Origin of the sequence: Solidesulfovibrio carbinolicus, assembly GCF_004135975.1 — a bacterium.
GTDB classification, from domain to species: Bacteria; Desulfobacterota; Desulfovibrionia; order Desulfovibrionales; family Desulfovibrionaceae; genus Solidesulfovibrio; species Solidesulfovibrio carbinolicus.
Genome location: NZ_CP026538.1, coordinates 3,012,880 through 3,028,752 on the forward strand (window position 1 = coordinate 3,012,880; position 15,873 = coordinate 3,028,752).

General features: G+C 67.4%; 14 protein-coding genes. 3 read left to right on the top strand and 11 right to left on the bottom strand.

Annotated features, from left to right (window positions below):
• Positions 1-211: 211 nt before the first annotated feature.
• Positions 212-1,972 carry a methyl-accepting chemotaxis protein gene (locus tag C3Y92_RS13445; RefSeq protein WP_129353330.1) on the bottom strand — a complete coding sequence of 587 codons (1,761 nt, stop codon included), beginning with the start codon at positions 1,970-1,972 and terminating at the stop codon, positions 212-214.
• 117 nt (positions 1,973-2,089) lie between these two features.
• On the opposite strand from C3Y92_RS13445, the gene C3Y92_RS13450 reads away from it, so the two are divergent.
• The 3 genes from C3Y92_RS13450 (at position 2,090) to C3Y92_RS13460 (ending at position 4,281) form a co-directional block, all read left to right on the top strand.
• On the top strand, positions 2,090-2,950 hold the full coding sequence (locus tag C3Y92_RS13450) for an alpha/beta fold hydrolase (RefSeq protein WP_129353332.1): 861 nt from the start codon (positions 2,090-2,092) through the stop codon (positions 2,948-2,950).
• Positions 2,951-3,114: 164 nt separating this feature from the next.
• Positions 3,115-3,666 carry an AmmeMemoRadiSam system protein A gene (gene amrA, locus C3Y92_RS13455; RefSeq protein ID WP_129353334.1) on the top strand — a complete coding sequence of 184 codons (552 nt, stop codon included), beginning with the start codon at positions 3,115-3,117 and terminating at the stop codon, positions 3,664-3,666.
• A 366-nt stretch (positions 3,667-4,032) separates the two neighbouring features.
• Positions 4,033-4,281, top strand: coding sequence for a hypothetical protein (locus C3Y92_RS13460; RefSeq protein WP_129353336.1), 249 nt, complete (start codon positions 4,033-4,035; stop codon positions 4,279-4,281).
• A 239-nt stretch (positions 4,282-4,520) separates the two neighbouring features.
• Here C3Y92_RS13460 and C3Y92_RS13465 read toward each other — a convergent pair whose 3' ends face one another.
• From C3Y92_RS13465 to C3Y92_RS13510, 10 genes are all read right to left on the bottom strand, one after another.
• Positions 4,521-5,312, bottom strand: coding sequence for a tRNA1(Val) (adenine(37)-N6)-methyltransferase (locus C3Y92_RS13465; protein ID WP_129353338.1), 792 nt, complete (start codon positions 5,310-5,312; stop codon positions 4,521-4,523).
• Between the two features lie 97 nt (positions 5,313-5,409).
• The gene (locus C3Y92_RS13470; RefSeq protein ID WP_129353340.1) at positions 5,410-6,120 is read right to left on the bottom strand and encodes a TerC family protein; all 711 of its coding nucleotides are present in this window, start codon (positions 6,118-6,120) and stop codon (positions 5,410-5,412) included.
• A 95-nt stretch (positions 6,121-6,215) separates the two neighbouring features.
• Positions 6,216-7,493, bottom strand: coding sequence for a Y-family DNA polymerase (locus C3Y92_RS13475; RefSeq protein WP_129353342.1), 1,278 nt, complete (start codon positions 7,491-7,493; stop codon positions 6,216-6,218).
• A gap of 5 nt (positions 7,494-7,498) precedes the next feature.
• Positions 7,499-7,930: a LexA family protein gene (locus C3Y92_RS13480; RefSeq protein ID WP_129353344.1), complete on the bottom strand. Its 432-nt coding sequence runs from the start codon at positions 7,928-7,930 to the stop codon at positions 7,499-7,501.
• 314 nt (positions 7,931-8,244) lie between these two features.
• On the bottom strand, positions 8,245-10,626 hold the full coding sequence (locus C3Y92_RS13485; protein WP_129353346.1) for a bacteriohemerythrin: 2,382 nt from the start codon (positions 10,624-10,626) through the stop codon (positions 8,245-8,247).
• A gap of 92 nt (positions 10,627-10,718) precedes the next feature.
• Positions 10,719-11,513 carry an amidohydrolase family protein gene (locus C3Y92_RS13490; RefSeq protein WP_129353348.1) on the bottom strand — a complete coding sequence of 265 codons (795 nt, stop codon included), beginning with the start codon at positions 11,511-11,513 and terminating at the stop codon, positions 10,719-10,721.
• Between the two features lie 30 nt (positions 11,514-11,543).
• Positions 11,544-11,978, bottom strand: coding sequence for an acyl-CoA thioesterase (locus C3Y92_RS13495; RefSeq protein WP_129353350.1), 435 nt, complete (start codon positions 11,976-11,978; stop codon positions 11,544-11,546).
• A gap of 94 nt (positions 11,979-12,072) precedes the next feature.
• Positions 12,073-13,302, bottom strand: a complete 1,230-nt coding sequence (locus tag C3Y92_RS13500) for a cofactor-independent phosphoglycerate mutase (protein ID WP_129353352.1) — start codon at positions 13,300-13,302, stop codon at positions 12,073-12,075.
• Between the two features lie 86 nt (positions 13,303-13,388).
• Complete coding sequence (locus C3Y92_RS13505) at positions 13,389-14,690, bottom strand: homoserine dehydrogenase (protein ID WP_129353354.1); 1,302 nt, start codon at positions 14,688-14,690, stop codon at positions 13,389-13,391.
• Entirely contained in the window at positions 14,687-15,859 is a 1,173-nt protein-coding gene (locus C3Y92_RS13510; RefSeq protein ID WP_129353356.1) for an aminotransferase class I/II-fold pyridoxal phosphate-dependent enzyme, read from the bottom strand. The genes C3Y92_RS13505 and C3Y92_RS13510 overlap by 4 nt, the downstream gene beginning before the upstream one ends.
• Positions 15,860-15,873 lie beyond the last annotated feature (14 nt).

The window sequence follows — 15,873 nt, forward strand, 5'->3', positions numbered from 1 at the left end:
GCGGCGTTCCCTGCAGGCAAGGCCTGCAGGGAACGCCGCCCTAAAACATGGCGAAGTCCGTTCGCGTTAACGCCAGCGGCTTTCGGTTTGGCTTTTCCTCTCGCTCATCCACCGTTGCAACAACATCCCCCCCTTAACCCATTTGGGGGGTCTGGGGGCCTCAGGCCCCCGGCCGCCGGAGCATCCTCCTCTCCCTCTTCCTCTTTCCCACCTAGCCTTCGCGGCGCAGTCCGTCGATGAGGGTCGCCAGGCGCGAGGCGGAGTTGGAGAGATTGTCCAACTCCGTTTCGGCATCGGCCATGCCCTGGGCGGTTTCCTCGGCGATAAGGCTGATGTCGGCCAGGGCGCGGTTGATCTCTTCCGAGGCCGTGGCCTGTTGCTGCGAGGCCGTGGCGATGGAGCGCACCTCCTCGGTGGCGGTTTCAGCCATTTCCACAATGTGCGTGAGCGACCGGCCGGCGTTTTCAGCCAGCTTGGTGGTTTCGTCCACGGCCGTGGCCGCCGCGTCCATGCCGGCCACGTTGTCCCGCACGCCGCTGTCGATGGCCGAGACCACCGAGGCCACCTCGCCCGTGGCCTGCATGGTCTTTTCGGCCAGCTTGCGGACTTCGTCGGCCACCACGGCGAAACCGCGTCCGGCGTCGCCGGCCCGGGCCGCTTCGATGGCGGCATTGAGCGCCAGCAGGTTGGTCTGGTCGGCGATGTCGGAGATGACGCCGAGGATGGCCGAGATGCCCTTGGCCCGTTCGCCAAGGGCATCGAGACTGGCCTTGAGGCCCTTGGACAGGCCGCGCACCCGGTCGATGGAGCGGGCCACCTCTTCGGTGGCGGACAGGCCTTCGCGCGCGCCGTCCCGGGCGGCCCGGGCGCTCTGGCTGGCGCGGTCGGCGTTCTGGGCCACTTCGAGCACAGTGGCGTTCATTTCCTCCATGGCCGTGGCCGTATCGGCGGTGCGTTCGTGCTGGCGCACCGTGCCCCGGTTGACCTGGGCCACCCGGTCGGTCAGGGCATTGCCGGCCCGGGCCACGGCGTCGGCCAGATCTTCCAGCCGGTCGGCGGCTTCGGCCAAGCCGGAGAGCCGGGCCTGCTCGGCCTGGCGCGTGGCCTCTTCGGCGGCCTGGCGCTGGGCCTCGGCTTCCTGCAAGTGTTTTTCTGCCTCGGCCGTACGGGCTTCCACAGCGGCGAAGGATTGGCGAAGCTTGTCGGCCATGGCGGCCATGTCGGACATGACGCCGCAACCATCTCCCTTGGCGGCGCAGGCCGCGCCCACGGCGTCGAAGCGTCCGGCGGCCACGTCGCGGGCCACGGCCGCCACTTCCCAGGGTTCGGCCCCGAGCTGGCGGCGGATGTTGCGGGAGACAAGCACGGCGCAGACGATGCCCACGGCCAACGACAGGCCCAGCAGCAGGTATTGCAGCCGCAAATCGTTTTCGAGCTTGTTCAGGATGCCGGCTACCTGGGTGTCGGCGGCCTGGAACTGGCTGGCCTTGAGCGGGGCGATGCGGCCGGCCAGGGCTTCGGTGCGGGCGTCGAAATCGCCCATCATGGCGTTGCCGGCCTCGCGGCCTTCGGCCACATAGGCCTTGGACATGCGCTTGCCAACGTCGTACATGGCCTCGAAATCGCGCAGCACGGCAGCGGTTTCCGCCCGTAGCGCCTGGTTGCCGGTGCGTTCGGCCAGGGCGGCGAACCTGGCCGCGCCGGCCCGGAAGGAACTGGCCGCTTTCTCAGCCTCGGCAAAACCGTCGTCCTCGCCCGTGGCCGAGACGTCGGTGAGCCACTGCTGCACGTTGACGGCCTCGAACTGCATGCCGGCGGCGACGTCGGCCAGGGGAAGGACTTGGGAGCGCATGGCCTCGGCCCGGTCCTTTACGTTGGCCAGGGAAAAGGTCATGACGAACGCCCCGACGGTCATGGCCGCCAGCACCAAACCAAAACCCAGCCCCAAACGCGCCGAAATAGAGAACTTCATGGAAACCGCCTTGCGGGTTGAGCTGCCGGCGGGCTGGGGACACGCATCGCATCGCCGTCGCCGGGCCTGGATTTTGCGTTTTACTGTTACAGACCGTTAAGGGGCGGGGTCAAGACCATGGCAAGAAACTTTTCCCTGGGCGGACAGGACGGCCCGAATTTCGACGGCTGCGTGCCGACCTTTGACGCGCCGGTGCACGTCACGGCCCGCATCGAGGCCGGCCGCGCCCCGACGCTGGTGCTGCTTCATGGCCTGGGCGATTCCCGGCTGGCCTTCGAGGACGCCTTCGCCACCCGCTACCTGGCCGGGGCGAGTCTGATCATGCCGGACATGGCCGGCCACGGCGGCAGCCCGGCCGCCCTGGACTATTCCATGGAGGCCGCCGCCCGGCGGGTGAAGCACGTGCTTAACCACCTCATGGAGCACCACGGCCTGCGGCCCAGCCGCCTCTATCTCGTGGGACATTCCGTGGGCGGCATCCCGGCCACGTATTTTTGCCGCGACGCCGCCCCCGGCGAAGTGGCCGGGCTGATCCTGGCCGAGGCCTCGGTGACGCGTTTCGGGGCCTTTGTCTCGGCCCATGCCGAAGCAGCCCGGCTGTCCGGGCGTTTTGGCGAGTGGTACGCGGAGTTTCGCGACCAGACCATCTTTCGGGACTATCTCGGCAAGTTCCCCTTTTGCCGCCACTACTACGCCTCCCTGCGCTTTTGCCGCGAGGAAGCCTTTCTCCAGACCGTGCTGGCCGTGCGCCGCACCTCCCGGGCGTTGCCCGGCAAATGGAGCCACGCCGCCGGCGAGGTCCTGGCCGCACTGCCCATCCCCAAGCTCTACGCCTACGGCCGCGACGTGGCCCCGGAAACCCGGGCTTTCCTCGATGAACACGCCGTGCCCACCCGCCCCTTCCCCACGGACTGCCATTTCCTCATGCAGGCTATGCCCAGCGAATTTTACAGTATGCTTGGCGAATTTTGTAGTTGAGGGGAGGGAAGAAGCCTCCGGCGGCCGGGGGCCTGAGGCCCCCGGACCCCCCAAATGGGGAAAGGGGGGCGGCGTTGGGGCTACGGCGAACAAGGCAAGGACTTGCCAGCAGGGGGCGGGCGGGGCACAGTCGGGGCAACGTCCCCCCCAGCCAAGGAGCCGCCATGGACGCCTTCCACGTGGCCCTCACCGATGCGGAAAAAGCCTTTCTCAAGGATCTCGTCCGGCTGGTCATCGCCGCCAGACTGGCCGGCAAGTCGGCCAACCTGCCCGCGCCAGAAAGCGAAACCCTGCGCCGCCGCTTCGGGGCCTTCGTGACCCTCACCCTTGACGGCCGCCTGCGCGGCTGCATCGGCCACATCGTCGGCGACCAGCCCCTGGTCGAAACCATCGCGGCCATGGCCGAAGCGGCAGCCTTCGGCGATCCGCGCTTTCCGCCGCTGACCCGCCGGGAGTTCGACCGCGTCGCCATCGAAATCTCCATCCTCGGCCCCCTGGAACCCTGCCCGGACCCGGCCCAAGTGGTCGTCGGCCGCCACGGCCTGATGGTGCGGCGCGGTGCCCGCTCCGGGCTGCTGCTGCCCCAGGTACCGGTGGAATGGGGCTGGGATCGGGAAACCTTTCTGGACCACACCTGCCGCAAGGCCGGCCTGGAAACCGGCTGCTGGCGCGACCCGTCGGTGACGCTGCACTGGTTCGAGGCCGAGGTTTTTTAGGCGCAACGGGATGAGAGAAGAGGGGAATGCCTCCGGCGGCCGGGGGCCTGAGGCCCCCGGACCCCCCAAATGGGCAAAAGGGGCTAAGTCGCTGTGCAAACATGCAAGGGCGCTGGAGCCGCCCCTTGGTCGGACCGGCCACGACGCAGTTTCCCCGCCAACCGACGCTTTGCCGATATATGGCTATTTTTGCGCGCCGCGACTCCCTTACTCGTAGAATCGCGGCGCGGCTGTTTTTGAGGCTCTCTGAAGAATGGCTGAAATGGTTACTCTTTTCGGGCGCCGCTGATTGGCACGTTCCTCGCTTAAGGAAAAACCAGGTGTGGGAACGCCGCCGTCAGCGGACAACCGGAAAGGGGAGCCGACATGAAACGCCTGCTGCTTATCGCCGCCATCGCCGTCCTGGGAGCGACCGTGTACGTGGCCGATCCGCCGCGTCTGACAGCCAAGGAGACGGCTGCCGCAGGCATTGTCGCCAAGACTCCAGCCGTCCAGAGCGAGGTGGTCCGGCTGGCCGAGGCCAGCCTGCTGCTGCGCCGCCAGGGCGAACCCCGGCTCGCCGCCTATGATCAGCACGCCGAGCCGCATCCACAGCGGCTTTTCCAGAGCAAATAGCGCCACGGATTTGGGAGGGCAGGCGCGGCGGAGGGTTCGCCGCGCCGGAAGGGGACGCTTTCGGGCGTCCCCTTTTTTGCGTGCCATTGCCGTCCGCGGGCGACCGCCAAGGCGTGGCGGCGGACACGTTTCCGGCCTCTGGCGGCGGCCTGCCCGCCCTGCTCCAGGGACGCAAAACCCGCCGGAGACGCAGACGGCCCCGGCGTCTCTGACGGCGTGCGCGGCTTGCGGCCAGTACCTCAGCCCTGGCCGGGCGGTCCGGCATTGCAGGCCAGGAAGGGGCAAAAGGCCAGGGCGGCCTCGGTGAGGCGGGTTTGCGCCCCGGTTCCGGCATAGAGGGCCAGGGGCGCGTCCAGAATCATGCCCGGACCGCCGTTTTTGCGGGCGGCCACCAGCACTTGCCTGGCCGGCGCGCCGGCGCGCGGCGAAACGGGCAGCACGCGCTTGACCACAAGCCGCCTGTCCGCCAGGGCGGCAAAGACCAGGGGCAGACGCTCGGCCAGATGGATGCAGGCAAAAATCCCTTTGTTGGCCAACAGATAGCTGCCGGCGGCGGCGAAATCGACCATGCCGCCGTCCGTTTCGAAGCGAGCGGCCTCCCGGGCCGGGCCGGGCGGCCGGCGGCCCGAGGCCGGGTCGCGGTACGGCGGATTGCAGAGGACCAGATCGCGCGATTCCGGCAGGCAGCGGACGTCTTCTCGGATACCGCGTAGGTCCACGGCCAGGGCCGTGAAGCGCTCGGACAGGCCCAGGCTCGCGGCGTTTTGGCCGGCGGCCCGGATCATATTCGGGTCGCGGTCCAGGCCGAGGCAGGTCGCGGCCGGATTGGCGGCGGCCAGCAGATAGCCCAGGCCGGCCGCGCCGCAGCCCGTGCCGAGATCGGCCGCCCGGGGGCCGGCGGCCAGACTCGCGACAAAGGCGGCCAGGAGCAAGGCGTCGGAACCGAAGCGAAAACCGCCTTCGGGTTGGACCAGCCCGCGCGGGAAAGCCTGGCGCGCGGCCTGCACGGCATCATCCCCATATTCCGGCATCACTCACATCCCAAGCGCCAGCCGCGCCGCTGCCTTTTCACCAGTTGGGGGGTCTGGGGGCCTCAGGCCCCCAGCCGCCGGAGGCAACTCTTCTCTCTTATCCCTGACTGGCCTTTTTGGCCCGCATGTTGAGGAGTTCGACCAGCAGCGAAAACGCCATGGCGAAGTAGATGTAGCCCCGGTCGATGTGGCGGCCCAGGCCCTCGGCCACCAGAAACACGCCGATAAGGATGAGAAACGACAGGGCCAGCATCTGCACGGTGGGGTGGCGCGACACGAAGTGGCTGATGGCGTCGGCGAAAAGCATCATGACCAGGACGGCGGCGATGACAGCCGCCACCATGACCACGATTTCGCCGGACATGCCCACGGCGGTGATGACGGAATCCAGGGAAAAGACGATGTCGAGGATGGCGATCTGGGTCACGGCGGCGGCGAAACCGCGGACCTTGGCGGCGGCGTGTCCGCCCGCATGGGCCGGTTCGATCTTTTCGTGAATCTCGAAGGTGGACTTGGCGATAAGAAACAGGCCTCCGGCCAGCAGCACGACGTCGCGGCCGGTGACGATATGGCCGAGGACGGAGAAAAGCGGCGCGGTCAGGCCCATGACCCAGGTGATGCCCAGCAGCAGCAGGATGCGGGTGCCCATGGCCAGCAGCAGGCCGATCTTGCGGGCCTTGGACTGGAGTTCGGCCGGCAGGGCGTTGGAGATGATGGCGATAAAGACGATGTTGTCGATGCCAAGGACGATTTCCAGGGCGGACAGCGTCAGGAAGGCGATGAGGTTTTCCACGGTGAAAAGGGCCATGGGCGTTGCTCCTGGGGGATGGCTCGGTCGCGTCGGAAGCTGTCTAGCAAGGGGCCGGGGTTTGTGTACAGCAGGGAAATAACGGGCGGCCGACGCTAGCCGGCCCTGGCCACGGGCAGTTCGTCCCAGACCGTGGTGTAGCGCGGGGAGCGGCTGGCCTGGCGCATGGCCCAGGGCTTGTCGATGCCGCAGGCGGCCGGGGCCAGCGCGCCCTTGCCCCATTTGGCGTTGACGGCGTCCAGGGCGGCCATGAGACGCCCTCCCCGGGCGTCCGCTTCGGGGGACGCGTCAAGCAGCGAGAGCTGGCGGCGGCCGACCGGTTCCAGGCCAAGCAGGATCACCCCGGCTTTTTTGTAGCGATGGCCGGGGCGGAAGATCATCTCCAGGGCCTGGCGGGCCGCCGTGATGAGTTCGCCGGTGTGGGCGGTGGCCGCGCGCGGGGCGGCAAAGGCCGCGTTGGCGTAGGGCGGGCGGCCGTCTTTGTCGGCGTAGGTCTGGACGTAGGCCTCCACCCCCGAGGCGACCAGCCCCCGGCTGCGCAGCCGGGCGGCGGCCCGGGCGGCGTATTCGGCCACGGCTTCGGCCAGCTCGTCCAGGGTCGTTACGGCCTGGCCGAAGGAACGCGAGGACATAAGCGTACGGGCCGGCGGCGGCGCGTGCTCCAGGTCGATGCAGGGCTGGCCGCGAAGCTCCAGCAGCGTGTGCAGGCCCTGGATGGTCATGCGCTTTTTGACGAAATCCCGGGGCAGCTCGCGAAAGGCCAGGGCGGTACGGATGCCAAAGCCTTCCAGCATGGCCGCGTGGCGGCGGCCGATGCCCCAGACGTCTTCCACGGGGGTGGCGGCCAGGACCGCGTCGGGATCGGGGCAGGCGGCCAGATCAAGGACGCCGCCGCTTTCCGGGCGTTTCTTGGCGGCCCGGTTGGCCAGTTTGGCCAGAGTCTTGGTGGGGCCGATGCCCACCGACACCGGGATGCCGGTCCAGCGGACGACGGTCTCGCGCAGACTGCGGGCCGTGGCCTCGGGGCCGCCCGGCAGGCCGGCCAGATCGAGAAAGGCTTCGTCGATGGAATAGACTTCCAGGGACGGCGTGAACCGGGCAAGGGTGGCCATGACCCGGGCCGACATGTCGCCGTAGAGGGCGTAGTTGGAGGAGAAAACGGCCACGCCATGGCGCGTGAACAGCTCCCGGCACATAAATGCCGGCTTGCCCATGGGGATGCCGGCCGCCTTGGCCTCGGCCGAGCGCGCGATGACGCAGCCGTCGTTGTTGGACAGCACCACGATGGGCCGGCCGGCCAGCTGGGGCGCGAAAACCCGCTCGCAGGAGGCATAAAAATTGTTGCAATCGACCAGGGCGTACAGCGGCGGCATGGCTCTCAAGCTTTATGAATGATGTAGGTGACCACGCCCCAGACCATAAACGAGGCTTCGGGCGCGACTTCCACCGGTTTGTAGTCCGGATTTTCCGGCACGAGCAGCAGTTTGCCGTCGCGGCGTCGCAGGCGTTTGACGGTCAATTCGCCATCCAGGGCGGCCACGACGATGGAGCCGTCTTTCGCCTCCAGGGCGCGGTCCACCACGAGGATGTCGCCCGAGGCCACGCCGGCGTCGCGCATGGAGTCGCCGTCCACGCGCACGAAAAAGGTGGCGGCGGGATGGCGCACGAGATGTTCGTTGAGGTCGATTTTTTTGTCGATGTAGTCCTCGGCCGGCGAAGGAAAGCCGGCCGGGGCCGTGGCCAGATAGAGCGGCAGCTCAAGCGCGGTCTTCGGCTCGAACCCCAGGATCGTCAAGGTCGGTCGTCCCATGGGGGCACGGTACGGGAGCGCCGCCGCGCTGTCCAGACGGCAGGCGCAGGAAGGTGAAAGCCGGAAGAATGCCTCGCGGCGTCCAGGAGAGGCGCTGCCTCTGCCTTACCCTCTCCGCCGGGGCCTCAGGCCCCGGACTCCTCAAATGGGTTAAGGGGGACGGCGATGACGCGACGGTTGAGGCGCGACGGAATCACCATGTTTTAGGGCGGCGTTCCCTGCAAGCAAAGCTTGCAGGGAACGCCGCCCTAAAATGTCGGGGGTCCGGGGGGCTGAGCCCCCCGGCCGCCGGAGGCATCTTCTCTTTTGCTGACTCAGTTTACGCCGCGTTCGATGAAAAACGGGGCGTATTTCTGGTCCGTGCCCTTGATGTGTCCCACCAGCCAGTTCTTGAGGAAATTCATGACCTCGGTGGTCAGCGCCGCCCGGTTTTCCCGGAAGTCGTTGCCAAAGGCGATGACCTTGTCCACGAAGGCTTCGTGCTCCTTGCGGTGGTTGAGATAGCCCGGATACTTGTACTGCTCCATGAGCTTTTCTTCGTAGCCGAAGTGGTCCACCGCGTAGTTCTGGAGTTCCTCAAGAATGGCTTCGAGCTGATGCTTGCCTTTGCCCGAGCGCATGGCCTCGTGTAAGTCGCAGATCATGCGCACAAGCACCTGGTGCTGACGGTCGACTTCGCTGATGTGGGTGGCCAGGGAGTCGTCCCATTGCAGCAGGGCGCCGCCAATGGAACAGGCCCCGCCGGAGCCGTTGCCCGGGGCTTTGGCGGCGGCGGGCTTGGTCACCGGCTTGGGAGCCGGAGCGGGAATGGCCGCTGGTTTGGGGGCGGAGGCGGGCCGGGAAGGCGTGGGCCGGGCCGGCGGCAGGGCTTTGGCTTTGGCCGGGGCCAGGCGCGACGGCGGCAGGGCGCGGGAAGCGGCCGGGCGCGACGGCGCAATGGCCTTGGCGGCCGGCCGGGCGGCGGCCAGGGCCGGACGGGACGCGCCGGTCTCGCCGGTCATCTGGCGGATGGCGGCGTCGAGGTCGTTGGCCAGTTCGGTCAGGGCGTGCAGGGCCTGGGAAGCGGCGGCGGCGTCCTCGGCCGTGTCGCGGGCGATGCCGTTGACCTCTTCCACGGCCCGGTTGATCTCTTCGGAGGTGGCGGACTGTTCCTCGGAAGCCGTGGCGATGGACTCCACCTGGGTGGCGGTGGCATCGACGATGCCGACAATGGCGTCCATGAAGCGGCCGGAATCGGCGGCCGCCCGGGTGCTGTCCTCGATGCCGGAGGCGGCGGACTCCACGGCGGCGATGTTCTCCCTCGCCTGTCCCTGGATGGAGACCACGGCGTCGCCGACTTCCTTGGTGGCGGTCATGGTTTTTTCGGCCAGCTTGCGGACCTCGTCGGCCACCACGGCAAAGCCGCGCCCGGCGTCGCCGGCCCGGGCCGCTTCGATGGCGGCATTGAGCGCCAACAGGTTGGTTTGGTCGGCGATGTCGGAAATGACGTTCATGATGTGGCCGATGCTGTCGGCCTGCTGCCCCAGGCGGGTCATGGACTCCTTGAGATCGAGGATGCGCCGGCGGATGGCCTCGATGGAGGTCACGGCCGAGCGCACGCCGTCCGCGCCGGTGACGGCCTTGTCCTTGGCGTCGGCGGCGCTCACGGCGGCGCTGGACGCATTTCGGGCCACTTCGAGGACAGTGGCGTTCATCTCTTCCATGGCCGCGGCCGTGTCCATCATGCGGTCTCGCTGCTGGGCCGCGCCCTGCCCCACCTGCTCGATGCGCGAAAGCAGCCCGGCCGCGTGGTCCATGACGCTTTCGGAGATGCCGCGCGCCGTTGCCGCGCCGTCGCCCAGACGGGCCAGCAGTTCGGCGGTGCGGGCTTCCTGGGCCTTGGCCGCCTCCAGGGCGCGGCCGGCCTCGGCGGCATGCCCCTGGGCCTCGCGGCTTTTGGCTTCCACGTCGGCCAGCCCCCGCTCCAACGAGGCGACCATGCGGGCCAGGGCGTCGCGCAGCTCGGCCAGTTCCGGCGGGTAGTCGCCGGCCGGCACGGCCTTGAGGTCGCCCCTGGCCACGGCTCCGGCGTATTCGCGCAGCCGCCCCAGGGGCGCGATGACCGCGCGGCGGAACATCAAAAGCACCGCCAGGCAGACCACGGCCGACAGCCCCAGGCCCACGGACTGGATGGTCATGAGCGTGGCCACGTCGTCCTCGGTCTCGGCCTGGAGCCGGGCCACGGCCTTGTCCTGGGCCGCGACCACGGCTTCCGAGGCGGCCAGCAAGCGTTCGGGCGAAACGGCGTCGGTCTTGGCCAGGATGGCTTCTACCTCGACGCCAAAGGGCTTGATCAGCCGGCCGGCCTCGTCAAGGAGTGCCCCGGCCTCGCGGCTGGACGGGTCGATGGTGAATTTCTTGCCGTTTTCATAGGTTCCGCCCCGGGCCAGCAGCCCCTGGGTCGATTCCAGGGCGGAAAGACGCTTGCGGATGTCGTCGGCCAGGCCGGCCGGCGCGCCGCCCCCCTTGGCCTGGTGGGCCAAAGCCAAGACGTCCTTGGCGATTCTCTGGACCTGCATCCGTTGCCGGCCGGCCAGATTGATGACGAGACCATCGGAACGTTGTTCGCTGGTGATGGACCAGGTGGCCGCAAACATGCCGAGCGCGACGAGGAAGAGGATGCCGACGGAGGCGAGAATCCGGGCGCGAATGCTCATGGATCGAAACTCCTTGGCTCGGGCGAAATCAAAGACGAATCAAACGCCCGATTTCATACCATCCAGCACGACTATTGATGGGGTGTCAACTCTCATTTTGATGACCGAAATAGTGCGGAAGCCCCGCTCAAGAGGCCTTCAAGCTCCGCGTCGCGCAGGGACAGCCGGCGGCGCAGGCGGGCGATTTCCTCGCCGGGATCGAACAGCGGGTAATCACTGCCGAAAAGGATGCGCTCCCGGGGGTGGCCGTCGAAGATACGGCGCAAGGTGGCGTCGTCGATGAAGGCCAGGGTGCTGGACGTGTCAATATAGACATTTTTGCCGACCAGATGTTCCACGGCGTATTGCCAGTGGAGATAGCCGCCCATGTGGGCCGCGATGACGGTCATCTGGGGAAAATCGCGCAGGATGGCCGCCACCTTGGCCGGGCAGGAGTTGTTCTCCTCAGGGGGCAGGCGGTCGCCCACGTGGAGCATGACCACGAACCGGCCGGACAGCGCCTCGAAGATGGGCCACAGCTTGCGGTCATCCAGACGGAAACCCTGGAAGTCGGCGTGGAACTTGATGCCCTTGATGCCGTTTCGCCAGAGTCTGTCCAGCTCGCGCTCGAAGTCCGGGTAGTCCGGGTGCAGCGTGCCGAAGCTGATGATGCGCTTGTGTTCGCGGTGGATGGCGATGGCCCAGTTGTTGGCCGGGACCACCTGGGCCGGGGCCGTGGCGGCGTTGTGGACCACGACCTTGTCCAGGCCCGCCTTGGTCGCGCGCTCCAGGAGATCATCTATCTGGCCGGTGCCGACGGGTTTGATGCCGTAGTGCCCTTCGAGTTGGGCCAGGACCTTGTCCGCGATCTTGGGATGATAGGCGTGGGTGTGGATATCAATAAACATGAGGGAAATGCCGCGAATAAGGCGGGAGGGTTAGACGGTGAACAGCTCGCGCAGCCAGGACGGCACGGGCATGGGCCGGCCTTGTGGCGAGGTGCAGGCGTGGAGCGTTTCGCCCACGGCGAGAAGCGTGGCGTCTTCCGGCGGTCCGAAGATCTGGTAGGCAAAAGTGACCGAAGCCCGGCCCCACTCGCTGACGGCCGTGCGCACGGTGATGGCGTCGTCGTAACGGGCCGGGCGCAGATACCGCACGGCCATATCGCGCACCGGCAGCCACACGCCGCGCGCCTCGACCTCGCCGTAGCTCATGCCGCGCACCCGGATGAAGTGCCCGCGCCCGCGCTCGAACCAGTGGGGATAGTGCCCGTAATAGGCGTAGCCCATCTGGTCCACCTCACCATAGGAGACGGTGAGCGCCAGCCGCGAATCAGGCAGAGGAAAGTCTTCAGGCTTGAGAATCAGGGCCATGGCGTCTCGTTATCGCGTGTCTCGTCCGGCGATCAGGCGTCGCCAGCGTGTCGCAACCGTTTTTTGGCGAAATGCGCCCGAAAATTCCGGCGCGTCAGGAACGGGTCCAGTCCATGGCCCGGCGCAGTAACTCGTGCCCCGCGTCCACGGCCAGCCCGGTCCCCGCAGCTTCGGCCTCGCTAAAACCCGCCGCGCCGGAGGGTATTACGCCCGGCTGCCAGAAAAGAAAAGGCACGGGATCGGCGGCATGGGTGCGAATGGCGATGGGCGTAAGATGGTCGCAGGCGATGACGAAGGCCGCGTCGTCGCCCAGGGCCTCGACCATGGGCGCGACAATGCGGGCGTCGAACCGGGCCACGGCCTCGGTCTTGCCGGCGGCGTCGCCGCCATGGCCGCACTCGTCCGGGGCCTCGACATGGACGAAGACAAAATCGCCGTCCTTTAAAAACGCCAGCGCCGCCGCCACCTTGCCCTCGTAGTTGGTGTCCAGCAGCCCCGTGGCCCCGGGCACGTCGATAACCGCCATGCCGGCCGCCCGGCCCAGGCCCTTGACCAGATCCACGGCCGAGACCACCGCTCCCCGCAGGCCGAAGGTCGCGGCGAAATCGGGCAGGGTCAGCGCCCGGCCCTGGCCCCAGGGCCACACGGCGTTGGCCTTGGTCGGATTGTCCGGCCCGGCCAGCACGGCCGCCGCCTTGGCCGCGAAATCGAAAAGCGCCGGGGCGCGGCGCAACTCGGCCAGGTCCGGGGCGATGGGCTGGTCGGTGATGTCATGGGGCGGACGCACGAAAACGCCCGCCTCCTCCCGGCCGGCAGCGCCCTTGGCCACCAGGATGTGGCGGTACTGCACGCCGGCATGCAACTCGTAGCCCTCCGGCAGGCAGGTCGCGGCCAGCTTCTCGACCAGGGCCGTGGACGCCGCCGTGGCGATATGGCCGGCGCTGTAGTCACGCATGAGCCCGGCCTCGGCAAATTCGCTCACCGTGACGGTGTTGAGGCGAAAAACCACGTCGTCGGGCGCGACCGGCAAGCCCATGGCCGCCGCCTCGATGGGGCCTCGGCCGGTGTGGTTTTGGGCCGGATCAAAGCCCAAAAGCGACATGTTGGCCACATCCGACCCCGGGGCCATGCCCTGGGGCACGGTGCGGCAAAGCCCCACCATCCCCTCCCGGGCCAGCCGGTCCATGACCGGGGTGGCCGCCGCCTCCATGGGCGTGCGCCCGCCCAGGGCGTCCACGGGCTGGTCGCCCATGCCGTCGGCGATGAGGAACACGAGTTTGCGGGGCAAAGGGGACGGGGAGGATGCAAGAGAAGAAGTGGACATGAGGGAAGATGCCTCCGGCGGCCAGAGAGAAACTTTTTGAAAAAAGTTTCTCTCTGGCCTCTCTTCAAAAACTTTTAACGGGGGGCCTACAGCACCCGGAAATGGACCGTGCCGGGTTTGATGAAGGGCATGGTCCCGGTGTCGGCCAACACGGCGGCAATGGCCCGGTTGGGGGCCTCGTGGGTCAAGAACACGATGGACACGTAGCCGTCCTCGGGTTCGCCCTTCTGCACGGCCTGGCGGATGGACACGCCATGCTCGCCCATGGACTTGGAGATGGCGGCCATGACCCCGGCCTGATCCTTGACCGTGAAATGGATGTAGTGCGGCGTCACGAAGTCGTCGGCGTCGACCAGCTCGGCCTCGGGCAGGGGCTCGGCGCGAAATCCGGTGTTGTTGGGGATCATGCCTTCCCGGGCCAGGGCCAGGATGTCGGCCACCACCGCGCTGGCCGTGGGCAGATCGCCTGCCCCCTTGCCGTGGAGCATGATGGGGCCGGAGGCGTTGCCTTCCACCCGCACGGCGTTAAACGCGCCCTTGACGCTGGCCAAAAGGAAGTCCTCGTGCACGAGCATGGGCCAGACCCCGGCGGCAAGCTTGCCGTCGCAGTCGCGCACCTGGCCGATGAGCTTTATGGCATAGCCGAACTCCCGGGCAAACCGAATGTCCTCGGGGGTGACCACGGTGATGCCCTCGACCGGCAGCTTCTCCAGGGGCAGATTGCGCCCGTAGGCCAGCCGGATGAGCACGATAAGCTTGTGGGCGGCGTCGAAGCCCTGGATGTCCAGGGTCGGATCGGCCTCGGCGTAGCCGAGATCCTGGGCCTTGGCCAAAGCGTCGGCAAAGGGCAGGCCCTTTTCGCTCATGCTGGAGAGAATGTAGTTGGCCGTGCCGTTTAAGATGCCGATGATGCTCTGGATGCGGTTGCCGGCCAGCGACGACCGCAGCGTCTCGACGATGGGCACGGCCCCGGCGCAGCTGGCCTCGTAGTAGAGGCCAAGCCCCTTTTCGGCGGCCAGGGCGAAAAGCTCCGGCCCGCGCTTGGCCAGCAGTGCCTTGTTGGCCGTGACCACGTGCTTGCCGGCGTTAAGCGCCTTGGCGATGAGTCCGAAGGCGGCGTCGATGCCGCCCATGAGCTCCACCACGATGTCGATGTCCGGGTCGGCGACCAGGGCGTCGGCGTCGGTGGTAATCGCGACCGCAGGCCCCAGCGTCACGGCCCGGGGCTTGGCCAGATCGCGCACGAGCACGGTCTTGACGGCGACCGAGCGCCCCAGGCGCGCCTCGATCCAGTCGGCATTCTTCTCCAGCACGGCCACCAAGCCGGACCCGACAGTGCCGAGTCCGGCCAATCCGATGCGAACAGGGGCTACGGCAGCGTTGTTCATCCGGAAAGCGCCTTTTTTATGCCGCGAACGGCCTGGTTGATGCGGTGGCGGTTTTCGACCAGGGCAAACCGCACGTAGTTGTCGCCGAAATGCCCAAATCCCAGGCCCGGCGAAACGGCCACGCCGCCTTCGCGCAGCAGCAGCTTGGAGAATTCCACGGACTTGAGATGCTGAAAGGGCTCGGGGATCTTGGCCCACACGAACATGGTGGACCTCGGCGCGGGCACTTCCCAGCCGGCCCGGGCCAGACCGTCAATGAGCGCGTCGCGGCGCTCCTGGTGGACGTCCATGATTTCGCGCACACACTCCTGGGGGCCGTTTAAAGCCACGGTGGCGGCAATCTGGATGGGCTGGAAGATGCCGTAATCGAGATAGCTCTTGATGCGGGTGAGCGCATGGACCATCTCGGGGTTGCCGCAGCAAAACCCGACGCGCCAGCCGGCCATGGAATAGCTCTTGGTGAGGGAGAAAAACTCCACGCCCACGTCTTTCGCGCCCTTGGCCTGCAAAAAGCTCGGCGGCTGGTAGCCGTCGAAGCCGAAGTCGGCGTAGGCGAAGTCGTGGATGACCATCATGTCGTGTTCTTTGCAGAATTCGACGATGCGCTCGAAAAACGGCACATCGGCCGTGACCGTGGTCGGGTTGTGCGGATAGGAGATGATGAGCAGCTTGGGCTGGGGCCAGGTCTGGCGCGTGGCGGCGAGCAGGTCCTCGAAAAAGTCCCGGTCGCTGCTGATGGGGATGCGGCGCACGTCGGCCCCGGCGATGATGCAGGAATAGGGATGAATCGGATAGGCCGGATCGGTGGCGAAGACCACGTCGCCGGGCGAGAGCATGACGAGCGCCAGGTGGGCTAGGCCTTCCTTGGCCCCCATGGTGACCACTGCTTCGGTTTCGGGGTCGATGTCGACGTCGAAGCGGCGCTTGTACCAGGCCGAGACGGCGTTTCGCAGGCCCTTGATGCCGCGCGATGCCGAGTAGCGGTGGTTGGCGGCCTTCTGGGCGGCCTCGACGAGTTTTTCGACGATATGGGGGGGCGTGGGCAGGTCGGGGTTGCCCATGCCCAGGTCGATGACGTCCTCGTTTCGCCGCCGCATCTGCATTTTGAGCTCGTTGACGGTGGCGAAGACGTATGGGGGGAGGCGCTCCATACGCGCGAACTTTTTCATGCCCTGGACTCCTT

Excerpts from the sequence above, each read along its gene's own strand:
- C3Y92_RS13445 (WP_129353330.1), bottom strand. The coding sequence starts at position 1,972 with ATGAAGTTCTCTATTTCGGCGCGTTTGGGGCTGGGTTTTGGTTTGGTG.
- C3Y92_RS13450 (WP_129353332.1), top strand. The coding sequence starts at position 2,090 with ATGGCAAGAAACTTTTCCCTGGGCGGACAGGACGGCCCGAATTTCGAC.
- amrA (WP_129353334.1), top strand. The coding sequence starts at position 3,115 with ATGGACGCCTTCCACGTGGCCCTCACCGATGCGGAAAAAGCCTTTCTC.
- C3Y92_RS13460 (WP_129353336.1), top strand. The coding sequence starts at position 4,033 with ATGAAACGCCTGCTGCTTATCGCCGCCATCGCCGTCCTGGGAGCGACC.
- C3Y92_RS13465 (WP_129353338.1), bottom strand. The coding sequence starts at position 5,312 with ATGCCGGAATATGGGGATGATGCCGTGCAGGCCGCGCGCCAGGCTTTC.
- C3Y92_RS13470 (WP_129353340.1), bottom strand. The coding sequence starts at position 6,120 with ATGGCCCTTTTCACCGTGGAAAACCTCATCGCCTTCCTGACGCTGTCC.
- C3Y92_RS13475 (WP_129353342.1), bottom strand. The coding sequence starts at position 7,493 with ATGCCGCCGCTGTACGCCCTGGTCGATTGCAACAATTTTTATGCCTCC.
- C3Y92_RS13480 (WP_129353344.1), bottom strand. The coding sequence starts at position 7,930 with ATGGGACGACCGACCTTGACGATCCTGGGGTTCGAGCCGAAGACCGCG.
- C3Y92_RS13485 (WP_129353346.1), bottom strand. The coding sequence starts at position 10,626 with ATGAGCATTCGCGCCCGGATTCTCGCCTCCGTCGGCATCCTCTTCCTC.
- C3Y92_RS13490 (WP_129353348.1), bottom strand. The coding sequence starts at position 11,513 with ATGTTTATTGATATCCACACCCACGCCTATCATCCCAAGATCGCGGAC.
- C3Y92_RS13495 (WP_129353350.1), bottom strand. The coding sequence starts at position 11,978 with ATGGCCCTGATTCTCAAGCCTGAAGACTTTCCTCTGCCTGATTCGCGG.
- C3Y92_RS13500 (WP_129353352.1), bottom strand. The coding sequence starts at position 13,302 with ATGTCCACTTCTTCTCTTGCATCCTCCCCGTCCCCTTTGCCCCGCAAA.
- C3Y92_RS13505 (WP_129353354.1), bottom strand. The coding sequence starts at position 14,690 with ATGAACAACGCTGCCGTAGCCCCTGTTCGCATCGGATTGGCCGGACTC.
- C3Y92_RS13510 (WP_129353356.1), bottom strand. The coding sequence starts at position 15,859 with ATGAAAAAGTTCGCGCGTATGGAGCGCCTCCCCCCATACGTCTTCGCC.